The 13,434-nt window shown below is 66.6% G+C and carries 17 protein-coding genes; 11 read left to right on the top strand and 6 right to left on the bottom strand.

Going from position 1 to position 13,434, the window contains the following annotated elements; translation table 11 throughout:
- Positions 1-125: 125 nt before the first annotated feature.
- The 4 genes from AC1Q6Z_RS29520 (at position 126) to AC1Q6Z_RS29505 (ending at position 4,727) form a co-directional block, all read left to right on the top strand.
- Positions 126-1,106 (top strand): ABC transporter substrate-binding protein, encoded by a 981-nt coding sequence (locus AC1Q6Z_RS29520; protein ID WP_435268104.1) that lies wholly within the window; start codon positions 126-128, stop codon positions 1,104-1,106.
- Between the two features lie 132 nt (positions 1,107-1,238).
- A complete protein-coding gene (locus AC1Q6Z_RS29515) occupies positions 1,239-2,729 on the top strand; it encodes a sugar ABC transporter ATP-binding protein (RefSeq protein WP_492650087.1) in 1,491 nt (496 codons plus the stop codon).
- Between the two features lies 1 nt (position 2,730).
- The gene (locus AC1Q6Z_RS29510; protein ID WP_439617174.1) at positions 2,731-3,741 is read left to right on the top strand and encodes an ABC transporter permease; all 1,011 of its coding nucleotides are present in this window, start codon (positions 2,731-2,733) and stop codon (positions 3,739-3,741) included.
- An 11-nt stretch (positions 3,742-3,752) separates the two neighbouring features.
- A complete protein-coding gene (locus tag AC1Q6Z_RS29505; protein WP_439617173.1) occupies positions 3,753-4,727 on the top strand; it encodes an ABC transporter permease in 975 nt (324 codons plus the stop codon).
- A 3-nt stretch (positions 4,728-4,730) separates the two neighbouring features.
- Here the strand turns inward: AC1Q6Z_RS29505 and AC1Q6Z_RS29500 are convergent, their stop codons facing one another.
- The 4 genes from AC1Q6Z_RS29500 to AC1Q6Z_RS29485 all read right to left on the bottom strand — a co-directional run bounded on the left by AC1Q6Z_RS29500 (position 4,731) and on the right by AC1Q6Z_RS29485 (position 7,619).
- Positions 4,731-5,162, bottom strand: a complete 432-nt coding sequence (locus tag AC1Q6Z_RS29500; RefSeq protein ID WP_492650086.1) for a DUF1810 domain-containing protein — start codon at positions 5,160-5,162, stop codon at positions 4,731-4,733.
- A 4-nt stretch (positions 5,163-5,166) separates the two neighbouring features.
- Entirely contained in the window at positions 5,167-5,424 is a 258-nt protein-coding gene (locus AC1Q6Z_RS29495; protein ID WP_256120385.1) for a DUF982 domain-containing protein, read from the bottom strand.
- A 72-nt stretch (positions 5,425-5,496) separates the two neighbouring features.
- Positions 5,497-6,222, bottom strand: a complete 726-nt coding sequence (locus tag AC1Q6Z_RS29490; RefSeq protein ID WP_492650085.1) for a 3-keto-5-aminohexanoate cleavage protein — start codon at positions 6,220-6,222, stop codon at positions 5,497-5,499.
- A gap of 65 nt (positions 6,223-6,287) precedes the next feature.
- Entirely contained in the window at positions 6,288-7,619 is a 1,332-nt protein-coding gene (locus AC1Q6Z_RS29485; protein ID WP_492650084.1) for an NAD(P)/FAD-dependent oxidoreductase, read from the bottom strand.
- 136 nt (positions 7,620-7,755) lie between these two features.
- On the opposite strand from AC1Q6Z_RS29485, the gene AC1Q6Z_RS29480 reads away from it, so the two are divergent.
- The 5 genes from AC1Q6Z_RS29480 to AC1Q6Z_RS29460 are packed head-to-tail and all read left to right on the top strand — an operon-like array spanning position 7,756 to position 11,463.
- Positions 7,756-8,391 (top strand): sigma-70 family RNA polymerase sigma factor, encoded by a 636-nt coding sequence (locus tag AC1Q6Z_RS29480; RefSeq protein ID WP_492650083.1) that lies wholly within the window; start codon positions 7,756-7,758, stop codon positions 8,389-8,391.
- A complete protein-coding gene (locus AC1Q6Z_RS29475; RefSeq protein ID WP_439629168.1) occupies positions 8,388-9,041 on the top strand; it encodes a ChrR family anti-sigma-E factor in 654 nt (217 codons plus the stop codon). Before AC1Q6Z_RS29480 ends, AC1Q6Z_RS29475 begins: the two co-directional genes overlap by 4 nt.
- Positions 9,042-9,044: 3 nt before the next feature.
- Positions 9,045-9,860, top strand: coding sequence for a DUF1295 domain-containing protein (locus AC1Q6Z_RS29470; protein WP_492650082.1), 816 nt, complete (start codon positions 9,045-9,047; stop codon positions 9,858-9,860).
- Positions 9,857-10,885: an SAM-dependent methyltransferase gene (locus tag AC1Q6Z_RS29465; RefSeq protein ID WP_492650081.1), complete on the top strand. Its 1,029-nt coding sequence runs from the start codon at positions 9,857-9,859 to the stop codon at positions 10,883-10,885. Before AC1Q6Z_RS29470 ends, AC1Q6Z_RS29465 begins: the two co-directional genes overlap by 4 nt.
- The gene (locus AC1Q6Z_RS29460) at positions 10,882-11,463 is read left to right on the top strand and encodes a hypothetical protein (RefSeq protein ID WP_492650080.1); all 582 of its coding nucleotides are present in this window, start codon (positions 10,882-10,884) and stop codon (positions 11,461-11,463) included. The genes AC1Q6Z_RS29465 and AC1Q6Z_RS29460 overlap by 4 nt, the downstream gene beginning before the upstream one ends.
- Here AC1Q6Z_RS29460 and AC1Q6Z_RS29455 read toward each other — a convergent pair.
- The gene (locus AC1Q6Z_RS29455) at positions 11,428-11,829 is read right to left on the bottom strand and encodes a DUF2177 family protein (protein WP_492650079.1); all 402 of its coding nucleotides are present in this window, start codon (positions 11,827-11,829) and stop codon (positions 11,428-11,430) included. The two genes, AC1Q6Z_RS29460 and AC1Q6Z_RS29455, sit on opposite strands and share 36 nt — an antisense overlap.
- 118 nt (positions 11,830-11,947) lie before the next feature.
- Between AC1Q6Z_RS29455 and AC1Q6Z_RS29450 the strand changes: the two genes are divergently transcribed.
- Positions 11,948-12,328: a DUF2147 domain-containing protein gene (locus AC1Q6Z_RS29450; RefSeq protein WP_492650078.1), complete on the top strand. Its 381-nt coding sequence runs from the start codon at positions 11,948-11,950 to the stop codon at positions 12,326-12,328.
- Positions 12,325-13,149 (top strand): DUF1365 domain-containing protein, encoded by an 825-nt coding sequence (locus tag AC1Q6Z_RS29445; RefSeq protein ID WP_492650077.1) that lies wholly within the window; start codon positions 12,325-12,327, stop codon positions 13,147-13,149. The genes AC1Q6Z_RS29450 and AC1Q6Z_RS29445 overlap by 4 nt, the downstream gene beginning before the upstream one ends.
- 12 nt (positions 13,150-13,161) lie before the next feature.
- Here AC1Q6Z_RS29445 and AC1Q6Z_RS29440 read toward each other — a convergent pair.
- Positions 13,162-13,434 (bottom strand): electron transfer flavoprotein subunit alpha/FixB family protein (locus AC1Q6Z_RS29440; RefSeq protein WP_492650076.1); only part of this gene is annotated, 273 nt, incomplete at its 5' end.

Raw genomic sequence — 13,434 nt, 5'->3', positions numbered from 1 at the left:
CAAGTGCTCATAATTTTGGCTCTTGACTGCTAATATTATTAGCGCAAGATTTAGACATGTGAAGCACAAAATGCTCACGTCCGGTAGAGGAGCACCGGCCAAGTTACCCGGGAGGAGACCCACTGATGACCATGATTTCCCGTCGCACCTTCATGCTTGCGGCAACGGCCGTCGGCGCGCTTGCCGTGGCAGGCGTCGCCATTGCCGAAGTGCCGAAGCTGGCGCAGAAAGACACCTACAAGGTCGGCTTCGCGCAGACCGAATCCAACAATCCCTGGCGCATCGCGCAGACCAACAGCATGAAGGCGGAGGCCGAAAAGCTCGGCTTCCAGCTCGTCTATACGGATGCTGCGGGCTCGGCCGCCAAGCAGGTGGCCGACGTCAACTCGATGATCGCCCAGGGCGTCGATGTCATCTTCCTCGCGCCGCGCGAAGAAAAGCCGCTGATCCCCGCCGTCATGGCCGCCAAGAAGGCCGGCATTCCGGTGATCCTGCTCGACCGCTCGGTCGACCCCTCGCTCGCCAAGGCCGGCGAGGATTACCTGACCTTCATCGGCTCGAATTTCGTCGAGGAAGGCAAACGCGTCGCCGAATGGCTGGTGAAGAACGCCAACGGCAAGACGAAGATCATCGAACTCGAAGGCACGACCGGCTCTTCGCCGGCCAACGACCGCAAGAAGGGCTTTGACGAGGCCATCCAGGCGGCCGGCGGCTTCGAGATCGTCGCCTCGCAGACCGGCGACTTCGCCCGCGACAAGGGCCGTCAGGTGGCGGAATCCCTGCTTCAGGCGCATCCGGATGCCGATATCATCTACGCCCACAACGACGAAATGGCGATGGGCGCGATCGCCGCCCTCGAAGCCGCCGGCAAGGTGCCGGGCAAGGACGTGCTGGTTCTGTCGATCGACGGCGGCAAGGAAGCGGTGCAGGCCGTGGTTGACGGCAAGATCGCCGCCGTCGTCGAGTGCAACCCGCGCTTCGGGCCGAAGGCTTTCGAGACCATGATGCGCTATGCCAAGGGCGAGGCGATCGACCCGATCCTCGTCAACGAAGACAAGTTCTACGACGCCTCCAACGCCGCCGCGGAACTCGCCAACGCCTACTGATACCATCTCCCAAGCACTTTGCGGCCGGGGCGGCAAAACCGTCTCGGCCGTTTTTTGAACGGGCCTGACCTGCGGTCCGTTCGGGTGTAGGTTGTGTGGCCCGTCCCGGAGGGCGGATAGAGGAGGACCCCCATGCTTCTGTCCATGCAGGGCATTTCCAAGGCGTTTGCCGGCGTGGCGGCGCTGAAAGCCGCGTCGCTGGAGGTGGAGCCGGCGGAGGTGATGGCGCTCGTCGGCCAGAACGGCGCCGGCAAATCGACGCTGATCAAGATTCTCACCGGCGTATACCGCCGCGACGAGGGCACGATCGCCTTCGATGGCAGGGATGTCGATTTCACCATGCCGGCCGAAGCCCAGGCCGCCGGTATCGCGACGATCTACCAGGAAATCAACCTCGCGCCGCAGCGCTCCGTGGCGGAAAACATCTATCTGTCGCGCGAGCCCAAACGCTTCGGTCTGATCGACCACGCCGCCATGCGCCGCGGTGCCGAGGCCGTGCTGAAAACCTTCAACCTGACGATCGACGTCGACCGGCCCGTCGCGCATTTCGATGCGGCGACCCGGCAGATGGTGGCGATCGCCCGGGCCGTGACGCAGAACGCCCGCCTCGTCATCATGGACGAGCCGACGTCGTCGCTGGACGAACGCGAGGTCGCCGTCCTCTTCGAAACGATCCGCACGCTGAAACGCTCCGGCGTGGCGGTCATCTTCATCGGCCACCGGCTGGATGAACTCTACGAGATCTGCGACCGCGTGACGATCATGCGCGACGGCCAGACGGTGGCGAAAAGCCCCATGGCCGACATGCCGAAGATGGCGCTGGTGCGCCACATGCTCGGCAAGGAACTGGCCGCCTTCCAGGCGATGGCGCCGGGCGAGGAGAAACCCGAGCGGCCGGTTCGCCTCGACGTGGCGAATGCCGGGGCCGGCGTGCGGGTGCGCGATGTCAGCCTGACGGTGCGGGAGGGCGAGATTTCCGGCCTTGCCGGCCTGCTCGGCTCCGGCCGCACGGAGACGGCGCGGCTGATTTTCGGCGCCGACAACTTGGAGCGCGGCACGATGCGCCTGGCGGGCAGCGAGCGCACCTACCGCGAGCCGGCGGATGCGATTGCCGATGGCATCGGGCTCGTCTCCGAGGATCGCAAGATCGACGGTATCGTGCCGGACATGAGCATCCGCGAGAACATGACGCTGGCGCTGCTGCCGCGCCTGAAGAAGGCCGGCATCGTCGACCGTGCGCGGCAGGACGAGATCGTCACCCGCTATATCCGCGCGCTCGGCGTCAAATGCGCCTCGCCCGACCAGCCGATCAAGGAGCTTTCCGGCGGCAACCAGCAGAAGGTGCTGCTCGCGCGGTGGCTCGCGACCGATCCGCGCGTGCTGATCGTCGACGAGCCGACGCGCGGCATCGACATCGGCGCGAAATCGGAAATCCTGAAGCTCCTGCGCAGCCTCGCAGACGAAGGGCTGAGCGTGCTGATGATCTCCTCCGAACTCGAAGAATTGCTGGCCGCCGCCGACCGCGTGACCGTGCTCAGCGACGGCACGTCGGTGAAGACCCTGCCGCGCAGGGACTTGAGCGAGGCGGCGCTGTTGGCCGCCATGGCCCATCAGGTGGACTAATATGACGACGATCGAAACCCCCGCCCCGCAGCCGACCGGCGCCCTTTCTTCCGGCAGCCGGCTCTTCACGCTGGCGAGCCGCTACGGCACCTTCGTCGCCTTCCTGGCGCTGATCGCCGTCAACATCGCCATCACGCCGAACTTTTTGTCCTGGCAGACGCTGAACGTGAACCTCACCCAGGTCGCGACCATCGTCATCGTCGCGACCGGCATGACGCTGGTCATCGCCACCGGCGGCATCGACCTTTCCGTCGGCTCGCTGATGGCGATTGCCGGCGCACTCGCGCCGATGATCTTCATGGGCCAGTTCTGGCCGGTCGAGAACATGGCGGTCGCCGTCACGCTCGCCCTCATCATCCCCGTCGTGGTCGCCAGCCTCTTCGGCCTGTTCAACGGGCTGCTCGTCACGCGCTTTTCCATCCAGCCGATCATCGCAACGCTCGTGCTCTTCATCGCCGGCCGCGGCATCGCGCAGGTCATGACCAACGGCAACCTCCAGGTCTTCAAGAACGAGGGCTTCCAGTTCATCGCCATGGGCCGCATTGCCGGCGTGCCGGCGCAGGTCGTGCTGATGGTCCTCATCGCCGCCCTCGCCTTCGCGATGATCCGCTACACCGTCATCGGCCGCCAGATCATCGCGGTCGGCGGCAACGAGAAGGCCGCGCGGCTGACCGGCATCCCCGTCAAGCGCGTCAAGCTCTTCGTCTATATGGTGAGCGGGGCGCTTGCCGGCATTGCCGGCCTCGTCGTGGTGGCGCGCAATTCCGCGAGCGACGCCAACCTCGTCGGCCTCGGCATGGAGCTCGACGCCATCGCTGCCGTCGCCGTCGGCGGCACGTTGCTCACCGGCGGGCGGGCCAATATCGTCGGCACGGTGCTCGGCGCCTTCGTCATCCAGCTGGTGCGCTACACGCTGCTTGCCAATGGCGTGCCGGATGCGGCGGCGCTCATCGTCAAGGCGGGGCTGATCGTGCTCGCCGTCTTCATCCAGCAGCGCGCCGACAGGCATTGAGGGCAACCGCCATGCAGACCATCCTCCGCCCCTTCGCGATCAAATCCTCCGGCGACCTTGCCCGGCTCGGCGTCATGCTGGCGCTCGCCGGCCTCATCCTCTTCGGCGCGCTGCGCTACGACAATTTCCTGTCGTCCTTCAACATCCTCTCCTTCCTGCGCTACAATTCCATGTTCGCGCTGATCGCGCTCGGCATGGCCTTCGTCATCATCACCGGCGGCATCGATCTTTCGGTGGGCGGCACCGCGGCGATGGCGAGCGTGGTGGCGGCGCTGTTTTCGCCCTATCACTGGGCGGCCGGCCTTCTCGGCGGCATGGCGGCCGGCCTTGCCGTCGGAGCGCTGAACGGCTTCATCATCACGAAGATGCGCATCCAGCCCTTCATCGCCACGCTCGCGACCATGCTGGCGGCGTACGGCACTGGCCTGCTGCTTGCCGACAACCAGTCGGTCTCCGTCTCCTACGACACCGGCTTCACCGTGATCGGCCAAGACGACTTTCTGGGATTTCCCATACCCGCCTGGATCGCGCTTGCCGCCTATATTCTCGGCTGGCTGGTGCTGGAAAAACTGCCGGTCGGCCGGCATGTCCTGGCGATCGGCGACGGCGAGGCGACGGCGGGGCTCATGGGCCTGAAGGTCGAGCGCACGCTGGCCGCGGTCTACCTCGCCTCCGGCACGCTGGCCGGCCTTGCCGGCGTCATCCTCGCCTCGCAGTTCGGCGCCGGGCAGCCCACCGAGGGCGTGGGCTGGGAGCTGTTCGCCATCGCCTCGGTGGTGGTGGGCGGCACGCTGCTCACCGGCGGCTCCGGCTCGGTCGGCGCCACGCTTGCGGGTGCGCTGCTGCTCGCCATGGTGTTCAACATCCTGAACTTCGAAAACGGCCTCGGCTGGATTTCGCTGTCGGCCTATTGGCAATCCGTCATCCGCGGCGCCTTCCTGCTGGTCGTGGTGGTGTTGCAGGCCAAGCTGATGGCGCGGCGCTGAGCCTCACGCGTTGAGCAGCGCCAGCGTCTGCGCATCGCGCACGCCGTCGCAACAGGTCTGCAAGGCCTGGGTGAAGAGCGGGTCTTCGCTGGATGCGACCGCGAACAGCGTCATCGACGAGCGGAACTTCTGGTCGTCGGGAGAACCGAAGATGTCCAGCAGCGAGCGGCCCTCGACCGAAAGCACAGCCTCCGTCGCCAGCCGCAGCCGCTCGGACAGCACCGGGTCGGCGAGATAGGCCTGCGCTTCGCCCAGCGAGGCAATGCCGAAATGTTGGGCGGCCGGCGAGCGGCCGAGGCCGCGCATCTGCGGGAAGACGAACCACATCCAATGGCTGCGCTTGCGACCGGACCGGAGCTCCCGCAGCACCGTTTCGAACACCGGCGCCTGCGCCAGCTTGAAACGGTCGAGATCGTGGGGAGGGTCCTTGTCCATCGGCCTAGTCGAGGATGCTCGCTTCGACACAGGCGCGGATGAACGCTTCGCGGGCGGTCTCGCAGGGTTTACCGTTTTCCATCGCGTCGGCGCAAAGCGTGCGGGCATTGTCGAAGGCCCGCCCCCGGTGCGCCGGCCAGCGGAAATGCAGGTAGTTCATCGCGTCATGCGGGCTGCGAACGGCTTCCGCCGCGCCATAGCCGATCCGCACGAACACGGGAGAAAGCCAACGGACGTCGTTGCGTAGTGTCGTCATCGTCATATGAATATGCCCCAATTCCGGCACCGGAATGCGAAGGCATGCCCCAGGGTTCCCGACGGCGAAGGATTTTTTTCAGGCGGCGGGCGGCGGCGCCCGGAAGATGGCGACCGCAGCACTGACCAGAGCCGCATTGTCCTCGGCAACGGTCCCGTCCGGCAGGTGTTTTCCATCCTCCAGCCCCACCCGCGTCGACCAGCGGCGCTCGCGGGCTTTCACCACGAAGGGCCACACGGTGGCGTCGCTGCCGTGCAGCAGGATGGGGCGCCGCAGGCCGGCATCCGCGAGCGTCGTGGCGATGCCATCGGCGACCGCCATGGCGCGCGCAAGGTCCTGCTCGTCGATCTCGATGAGGATGCGCAGCACGCGATTGTGATCCGGCAGGGACAGCAACCGTTCGGCATCGGCGACGCTGGCAAGCCCCGCCTCGATGCCGACGCCGCGCTCGCGCAGAAGCGCCATGACGGCGGGGGCATCCGGCTCGGAAAGGTTCACCGAGGCGTAGTCGGGCAGCTCGCGCCAGTCCGAAATCCGCCGGCGTTTCTCCGCCTCGTTGCCCTCGATCCACGCGCCGGTCGATACGCCGATGAGCGTGCCGGGGCAGGCGCGGCGCAGCGCCAGCATGGTCTCGTCGACGGCGGCGAGCGACTCACGGCCGTCCGTGCGGGGGTGGATGTGGAGTTCGGCGGCACCGGCCGCGATGGCGAGCAGGCTGTCGCGCACCATAGCCTCGACATCGAGCGGCAGCCGCGGGTGGAAGGCGCTTGGCCGTGCGCCATTGATGCAGGCCTGGACGATCATGGGCATGCTCCCGATGGGTTTTCCCGGAGAATGCCCGCACCGCGGACCAGGAGCAACGGCCTTTTCTAGACCTGCTGCAAGGTGCGGAAAATGCGGTCGGACTCGCCCGCCACCGTCCAGGGCCGGGTCGTGCCGCCGAGGCTTTCGCCCACGGCAAGCCCGGCCTGGATGGCATCCTCGTGGAAACCGGAGCCGAAATAGGAGCCGCAGAACCAGGTGTTGGACTGGCCCTGCAAGGACCAGAGTTCCTTTTGCGCGGCGAGCGTGGCGGCGTTGAACAGCGGGTGCTGGTAGACGCCGCGCCACACCACCGTCTCCTCCGCCGGCGCATGCAGCGGGCTCAGCGTCACGAAAAGCGCGCGATCGGCCGTCACGCCCTGCAGGCGGTTCATCCAGTAGGTGACGCAGGGCTTGCGGCGCTTGCTGCCGTCGCGCGCGGATTGCGCCAGATAGTTCCAGCTCGACCAGACCCGGCGGCGGCGCGGCATCAGCGTCTCGTCGCTGTGCAGCACGGTTTCGTTGAGGCCGTAGGAGAAGGCGCCGAGCAGGTCGTTTTCCCGCTCCGAGCGATCGTTCAGGAGCGCCAGCGCCTGGTCCGCATGGGCGGCGATCACCACATGGTCGAACCATTCCGGCTCCGCCCCCGGCGTCGAGATTTCCACCGCGCCGTTGACGCGGCGGATGGCGGTGACGGGCGCGCTGGTGCGGATGCGATGGCGGAAGGGGGCGATGAGCTTTTCCACATAGGCGCGGCTGCCGCCCTCCACCGTGCGCCAGATCGGCCGGCGGAAGAATTTCAGCAGGCCGTGGTTCTCGCAGAAGCGCACGAAGGAGACGGCCGGATAATTGCCGATTTCCAAGGCCGGCGTCGACCAGATCGCGGCGGCCATCGGATAGAGATGGTCCTCGCGGAAGGCCGTGCCGAAGCCGGCGCTGTTGAGGTAATCGTCGAGGCTTGCCGAGGGATCGAGGTCGCGCACGCTCGCCGGCGCCTCGCGGTAGAAGCGCACGACATCGCGCAGCATCGACCAGAAGCGCGGGCTTGCCAGATTGCTGCCCTGCGCAAAGAGGCCGACGAGGTTGGTGCCGGAATATTCCAGCACGCCATCATCCATGGAGACGGCGAAGGACATGTCGGAGGCTTTTGTCGGCACGTCGAGATGGGAAAACAGCGCCGTCAGGTTGGGATAGGTCCGTTCGTTATAGACGATGAAGCCGGTGTCCACCGCCGCCTGCCCGGCCTCCACCGTATGGCAATGGCCGCCGATGCGCGCCTCCGCCTCGAACACCGTGACCTCGTGGCGCTGCGACAACAGCCAGGCCGCCGAAAGGCCGCCGATGCCCGTGCCGACGACGGCGATCCGGAGAGGTCGGTCGGATTGGGAAACATGTCGCATCGCGATCCTTTTGGGGGCTGTCGATTTGGTGGTGGACTTTCTGTAGGTTCTACGAAAACGGTGCCGGGCCGGATCACTCTTCAAGCCGCGTTGCGTTGAGATGATCCGGCCCGAGGCCCGCCGCGTAGAAGGATGCATGTATGACGCTTCGAACCAGATCGACACGCAGGAAAGGCCGGCTCCGCCCGCCGGCATGCGGCGTGCCGTCATGAATGCCGCCGATCCGCGCGCCCCGACGCCGGAGGTGCTCGCCAGCCTGCTTGCGGCGGTGGCCGATGATCGCGACCGGCAGGCCTTCGCCGCGCTGTTCCGGCATTTCGGGCCGCGCCTGAAGACCTTCTTCCTGCGCTCGGCGATATCGTCGGGCGTGGCGGAGGACCTGGTGCAGGAGACGATGCTGAACGTCTGGCGCAAGGCCTCCTATTTCGACCCGGAGCGTGCGGGCGTGGCGACATGGATCTTCACCATCGCCCGCAACCTGCGCATCGACCATCTGCGCCGTCTGCGCAACCCGGCGACGCTGCCGGTCGATGCCGAGGACGCGCCGTTTTCCATCGAGGACGGGGTGATCGGCGCCGAGCGCGACGAGCGGGTGCGCCGCGCGCTCACCACCTTGTCCACGGAGCAGCAGACGATCATCCGCCTGTCCTATTTCAGCGAGAAATCGCAGACCGAAATTGCCGGCGAGCTGGGCATTCCGCTCGGCACGGTGAAATCTAGAACACGCCTGGCGATGTACCGCCTGCGCGCGCTGCTGGAAGACGAAACATGAGCTCGAAACATCACCACGCCACCGACGAGACCCTGATGCGCTACGCCGCTGGCACGCTGGCCGCAGGCCCTGCGATCGTCGTCGAAGCGCATCTTGCGGGCTGCCCCGCCTGCCGCGCCCGTGTCGCGACCTACGAAGCCGTCGGCGGCGCGCTGCTTGAGGAGATCGAGCCGACGCAGCTCTCGGAAACCGCCTTCAACGACGTGCTGGCGATGATCGACGCGGAGGAGGAGCCGGCACAGAGGCCGCAATCGCGCAAGCCCGTCGAGATCGAGGGCGTGCGCCTGCCGGATGCGCTGGGCGGCTGCGACATCGGGCGCTGGCGCTGGATCGGCCCCGGCATGCGCATGAGCCGCGTCGGCGTGCCGCACGATCCCGACGCCAACCTGATCCTGTTGAAGATCGCGCCCGGGCGCGCCCTTCCCGATCACGGCCATGCCGGCACGGAATTCACCTATGTCGTGGCCGGCGCGTTCACAGATAGATTTGGCACGTTCCGGCCGGGCGACATGGCGGAAATGGACGAGGACGTCGAGCACCAGCCGGTCGTCGATCGCGACGGCGACTGTATCTGCCTTGCGGCGATGGAAGGCCAGATGCGCTTTAAGGGCTTCATCGGCCGCATGCTGCAACCGATCTTCGGGATCTGAGCCATGGCGCCGGCGGCCCTGTTTCTCTTGCTCGCCGTCGCCCTCTCGATCGCCATGACGGGCGCCTGGCTTGCCGTGGTGCGCGGCGCCAGTTCCGGCTGGGTCGATGCGACCTGGTCCTTCCTCGTGGGTGCTGCCGGCATCGCCGTGGCCCTCACCCCGGTCGCCGGCTGGGAAGGCGATGTCCAGCGCCGCCTCGTCGTCGCGCTCATTGCCGTGTTGTGGTCCTGCCGGCTCGGCTTTCACATCGTGCTGCGCACGCTGCATGGCGGCGAAGACCCGCGTTATGCGCGGCTGAAGAAGGAATGGGGCGACGGCTGGAAAAGCCGCCTGTGGTTCTTCCTCCAAATCCAGGCCGCCGCAGCGCTGCTGCTCGCCGCGACCATCTTCCTCGCCGCCCGCAATCCGGCGCCCGGCCTGCGCTGGAGCGACATCGCCGGCATCGCCATCCTTGTGGCGGCCGTGCTCGGCGAAGGCCTGGCGGATGCGCAGCTCGCGCGCTTTCGCAGCGACCCTGCCAACCGGGGCAAGGTCTGCGATGCCGGGCTCTGGGGCCTCTCCCGCCATCCCAACTACTTTTTCCAGTGGCTCGGCTGGACGGGTTATGCCGTCATCGCCATCGGCCCGGCCGGCACATGGCCCTGGGGCTGGGCGGCCCTTGCCGGACCCGCCTTCATGTATTGGCTGCTGGTCCATGTCTCGGGCATCCCGCCGCTCGAAGCGCATATGCTGCGCTCGCGCGGGGTCGCCTTCGCCGCCTATGCCAAGCGCGTAAACGCCTTCTGGCCCGGCTTCAACACCAAGGAGAGACCGACATGAACCTCGCCGTCACCGCGATTGCCGCCGCCGAGCGCCTGCCGCTTCCCGACAGTGCGCTGCGCTTCGGCATCGATCGCCTCGTCGGCCGCACCAGCCGCGTGCTGACGGGCGGCGGCGTGGCGGACCGGGATTTCGCCAAGGCCATGGAGGCCTTCCCGATCGCCGTGCACACAGATGCGGCCAACGAGCAGCATTACGAACTGCCGCAGGACTTTTTCGCGCTGGCGCTCGGCCCCCGCCGCAAATATTCCTCCTGCCTCTATCCGACCGCCGAGACGACGCTTGCCGAGGCCGAGATCGCCGCGCTGGAGGAGACCTGCGCCCATGCCGCGCTGGAAGACGGGCAGGACGTGCTGGAGCTCGGCTGCGGCTGGGGCTCGCTCTCGCTGTTCATGGCCGAGCGTTACCCGGCCTCGCGCATCGTCTCCGTCTCGAATTCCGCCTCGCAGCGCCACTTCATCGAAGGGGAAGCCACACGCCGCCGCCTGACCAACCTCACGGTGGTGACGGCCGATATGAACGCCTTCCAGCCGGGCGAGACATTCGACCGCATCGTCTCGGTGGAGATGTTCGAGCACATGTCCAACTGGCGGACCCTGCTGTCGCGCGCCCGCGGATGGCTGCGGCCGGAGGGGCGGCTGTTCCTGCATGTCTTCTCGCATCGCGCCAGCGCCTACCGTTTCGACCATGCCGACAAGGCGGACTGGATCGCCCAGCATTTCTTCACCGGCGGTGTCATGCCCAGCCACGGGCTGGTGCGGGAATTTTCCGACAGTTTCACCGTGGAAAAGGACTGGCGCTGGAACGGCCGGCACTATGAGCGCACCGCGCTCGACTGGCTGAAGAATTTCGACGCCAACCGCGCTGCGATCCGGGCGATCTTTGCCGATACCTACGGCGCCGACGCCATTCTCTGGATGCGCCGCTGGCGGCTGTTCTTCCTGGCGACGGCCGGGCTTTTCGGCCATGCGAACGGCGAGGAATGGGGCGTCAGCCACTACCTGCTGCGCCCCGCCGCCCCATGAAGCCGCTCCGCGCCCTCAGCGCCTATGCCCACCACCCGGACCCGCGGGTGGCGGCGGCAAACCTCATCGCGCTCATCGTCGCCTCCAACCAGCCGTTCTATCCGCTTTATCTTTATTGGCTGGTCGGCGGGGATATCACGCCCGGCTGGTTCACCTTCCTCTCGACGCCGTTCTTCCTCGCCGTGCCGGCGGTGGCGCGCAGGAACACGATCGCCGGCCGGGCGCTGCTGCCGCTCGCCGGCATCGGCAATACGGTGCAATGCGCCTGGCTGTTCGGTGTCGCGTCGGCCGTCGAGATCTTCCTGCTGCCCTGCGCCATGATTGCACTTCTGCTGTTTCGCCCGAAGGAGCGCATCTACGGCCTGGCGCTGGCGGGTCTCGCCTTCGTCGCCTTCCTGCTGAACGACAGCTATGGCCCGCCTATGGCCGCCTACAGCGCGGAGCAATATGCGGCGCTCGCGCGGCTCAACGTGGTGAGCGCCGGCATGCTCACGGCCTTCGTCGCCCTCGTCTTCTCCAACAGGCTGGCGGAGGCGGAAGGATCAGTCGAACCGGCTGGCGGCCAAAAATCCGGCTGAGGCGCCGACCGCGGTGACGAAAGCGCCCCACGGCAGGTCGGCGAGCGTCACGGCGAGCGGCCAATCCTTGAGGGTCGCCTGGTTGGTCAGGTCGTAGGTGGCATAGGCGACGAGGCCGAGCACCGCGCCGTTGAGCGCCGCCTTGGGCAGCCCACCGCCTTCCAGCGCCGGGATCACCGCGAAGAAAACGATGCCGGCAATATAGATCACATAAAAGCAGATCGCCGGCACGAGCTTGAACTGCGTTTCCAGCTTGTCGGCGAGCAGCGGGCGGTAGAGCACATTGGCCATCGTGCCCAGCCAGATCGCATCGACGATCAGGAAGACGAAGCCGGCCGCGAAATAGGCGATAATCAGGGTCTTCATGGGGCGCTTTCCGTGGGGTTCATGATGTCTACGCCGCACTGCACGCGCCGGATCACTCTGCGAGTGAACCGATGGCCCGCACCCTGCGTATGTGCAGGAAAGCGAGGAGAACGAAGCGATGAAGACGCCGATTTTCGCAACCGTTGCCCTATTCCTGTTGACCGCCGCCGCCGCTGGCGCGCAGCAATCTGCCGATCCGAGCGGCGTGTGGCTGCGCGACGACGGCAATGCGCGCGTGCGCATCGCGCCCTGCGGCAACGATATCTGCGCCACCAACCTCTGGATCGGCGATACCAGCAAGGGCGAAGCGGCCGGCGACGTTCTGGTCATGTCGCTCAAGCCGAAATCCGCCGATACGCTGTCCGGATCGGCCTATGACAAGAAACGCGACCGCACCTATTCCATCACCGTTCAGGTCTCCGATGGAGCGCTTCTCACGCGCGGCTGCATTCTCGGCGGCGTGCTCTGCCGCAACGTGCGCTGGAAATCGACGCAATGAAGGCTGAACGCATCACCAGCGTCGAGGAGAACGGCCCGCCGCCCGTGGCGGCCGGCACGCTCTATCCCGGCAAGGTGATGCACCAGCGGCTGAAACCCTTCGGCCATCGTTTCAGCTATTCGGTCTTCGCGCTGCTCGTGGATGTCGACCGGCTCGGCGAACTCGGCCGCCTGTCCCGCCTGCTCGCCGTCAACCGGCCTGGGCTGCTGTCGTTTCGCGAGAGCGACCATGTCGAGCAGGACGGCGAGACGCTGCGCGGCTTCGCCGACCGGTTGCTGGCGCAGGCGGGGGTGGAGGTGCCGGCGGCGCGTGTCCTGCTGCTCGCCTATCCGCGCATGTTCGGCTACGTCTTCAACCCGATCTCAACCTATTTCGCCTATGACGCCGCGGGCGAGCTGCTTGCGATCATCTATGCGGTGCGCAACACCTTTGGCGAGCGCCACAGCTATGTCGCGCCCGTGCTGCCGGGCGAGGCGAGCCCGGCCGGCATCCGCCAGACGCGCACGAAGATCTTCCACGTCTCGCCGTTCATCGAGATGGGCATGCGCTACCATTTCCGCATCCTGCCGCCGGGAAAGACCGTGCGGCTGCGCATCCACGAGACCGCCGGCAGCGAGCCGCTGCTTGCCGCCACCTTCAACGGCGACGCCATGGCGCTGACCGGCCCGAACCTCGCCCGATACCTGCTGCGCTTCCCCTTCATGACGCTGAAGGTGATGGCCGGCATCCACTGGGAAGCACTGAAACTCTGGCTGAAGGGTGCCCGCTTCCACACCAGCCCCCCACCCCCCGCCACCGCGAGTTTTCGCGACGAGGGGTGAGCGTGGCGCGTATCAACGCGCGCCGACGGCCTTTTCGAATTCCGGCAAGGCTTCGAAAATATCCGCGACGAGGCCATAGTCGGCGACCTGGAAGATCGGTGCCTCCTCGTCCTTGTTGATCGCAACGATCACCTTGGAATCCTTCATGCCGGCGAGATGCTGGATGGCCCCCGAGATGCCGCAGGCGATGTAGAGCTGCGGTGCAACAACCTTGCCCGTCTGACCAACCTGCCAGTCGTTCGGCGCATAGCCCGCATCGACCGCAGCACGGGAGGCACCCACCGC

It is taken from the genome of Shinella sp. GW835-FHT14H05, assembly GCF_058793575.1.
The sequence above is the reverse complement of the archived record's forward strand: the minus strand, read 5'-3'. Positions and strand labels throughout refer to the sequence as shown.

Excerpts from the sequence above, each read along its gene's own strand:
- AC1Q6Z_RS29475 (WP_439629168.1), top strand. The coding sequence starts at position 8,388 with ATGAGCTCGAAACATCACCACGCCACCGACGAGACCCTGATGCGCTAC.
- AC1Q6Z_RS29470 (WP_492650082.1), top strand. The coding sequence starts at position 9,045 with ATGGCGCCGGCGGCCCTGTTTCTCTTGCTCGCCGTCGCCCTCTCGATC.
- AC1Q6Z_RS29495 (WP_256120385.1), bottom strand. The coding sequence starts at position 5,424 with ATGACGATGACGACACTACGCAACGACGTCCGTTGGCTTTCTCCCGTG.
- AC1Q6Z_RS29445 (WP_492650077.1), top strand. The coding sequence starts at position 12,325 with ATGAAGGCTGAACGCATCACCAGCGTCGAGGAGAACGGCCCGCCGCCC.
- AC1Q6Z_RS29510 (WP_439617174.1), top strand. The coding sequence starts at position 2,731 with ATGACGACGATCGAAACCCCCGCCCCGCAGCCGACCGGCGCCCTTTCT.
- AC1Q6Z_RS29480 (WP_492650083.1), top strand. The coding sequence starts at position 7,756 with ATGTATGACGCTTCGAACCAGATCGACACGCAGGAAAGGCCGGCTCCG.
- AC1Q6Z_RS29455 (WP_492650079.1), bottom strand. The coding sequence starts at position 11,829 with ATGAAGACCCTGATTATCGCCTATTTCGCGGCCGGCTTCGTCTTCCTG.
- AC1Q6Z_RS29515 (WP_492650087.1), top strand. The coding sequence starts at position 1,239 with ATGCTTCTGTCCATGCAGGGCATTTCCAAGGCGTTTGCCGGCGTGGCG.
- AC1Q6Z_RS29460 (WP_492650080.1), top strand. The coding sequence starts at position 10,882 with ATGAAGCCGCTCCGCGCCCTCAGCGCCTATGCCCACCACCCGGACCCG.
- AC1Q6Z_RS29490 (WP_492650085.1), bottom strand. The coding sequence starts at position 6,222 with ATGATCGTCCAGGCCTGCATCAATGGCGCACGGCCAAGCGCCTTCCAC.
- AC1Q6Z_RS29500 (WP_492650086.1), bottom strand. The coding sequence starts at position 5,162 with ATGGACAAGGACCCTCCCCACGATCTCGACCGTTTCAAGCTGGCGCAG.
- AC1Q6Z_RS29485 (WP_492650084.1), bottom strand. The coding sequence starts at position 7,619 with ATGCGACATGTTTCCCAATCCGACCGACCTCTCCGGATCGCCGTCGTC.
- AC1Q6Z_RS29465 (WP_492650081.1), top strand. The coding sequence starts at position 9,857 with ATGAACCTCGCCGTCACCGCGATTGCCGCCGCCGAGCGCCTGCCGCTT.
- AC1Q6Z_RS29520 (WP_435268104.1), top strand. The coding sequence starts at position 126 with ATGACCATGATTTCCCGTCGCACCTTCATGCTTGCGGCAACGGCCGTC.
- AC1Q6Z_RS29450 (WP_492650078.1), top strand. The coding sequence starts at position 11,948 with ATGAAGACGCCGATTTTCGCAACCGTTGCCCTATTCCTGTTGACCGCC.
- AC1Q6Z_RS29505 (WP_439617173.1), top strand. The coding sequence starts at position 3,753 with ATGCAGACCATCCTCCGCCCCTTCGCGATCAAATCCTCCGGCGACCTT.